The 611-nt window shown below is 59.9% G+C and carries 1 protein-coding gene; it reads right to left on the minus strand.

What is annotated here, in order from left to right; all coding sequences use genetic code 11:
• Nucleotides 1-140: 140 nt before the first annotated feature.
• A partial coding sequence (locus ENZ74_RS33705) for an extracellular solute-binding protein (RefSeq protein ID WP_127313379.1) occupies nucleotides 141-611 on the minus strand: 471 nt, incomplete at its 5' end.

Below are 611 nucleotides of genomic sequence, written 5' to 3' on the forward strand. Positions count from 1 at the left end.
AGCTTCGGCGGCACCATGGCGGGCGGCGAGCCCTGCATGATCGGCGGCCGCGGATCGCTGTTGCGATAGGAGTCCATGAAAGGCCATTCCCGGAAAAGAAAGACCCGGCGACATGTGCCGCCGGGTCCGTCATGCAGCGATTACTTCTGCAGTTCGGTCCAGATCTTGGTGTAGATGTCCTGGATTTCAGGCGCGCACATCTTCTGGAATTCGCCCTGTGGCTTCGCTGCGGCCGGAATGACGACTTCCGGCGCATCTTTCATGTCGGCCGGCATGTATTTGTCCGAGCCGGTGATGGCGTTGGCATAGCGGTGGAAGGCCGACAGGCCCGCCGCGTTTTCCGGATCCATGATGAAGTTCTGGAACAGCTTGGCATTGTCGACGTTCTTGGCTTCCTTCAGAACGACCACGTTATCGCTCCACAGGCCGTAACCTTCCTTTGGATAATTGTAGTGGATGGCCGGATTGGCCAGCCGCTGGCGCAGCGCCGAGCCGTTCCAGTCGCTGGTTGCCTTGAAGTCGCCGGCGCCCATCTTCTCGATGGTGTTGTATTCCATGGCGATCCAGTTCGGCTTGGCCGCGACCAGCGTGTCACGCACCTTCTTCAGCAC

This window comes from Mesorhizobium sp. M7A.F.Ca.CA.002.15.2.1, assembly GCF_003998715.1.
Classification (GTDB): domain Bacteria; phylum Pseudomonadota; class Alphaproteobacteria; order Rhizobiales; family Rhizobiaceae; genus Mesorhizobium; species Mesorhizobium ciceri.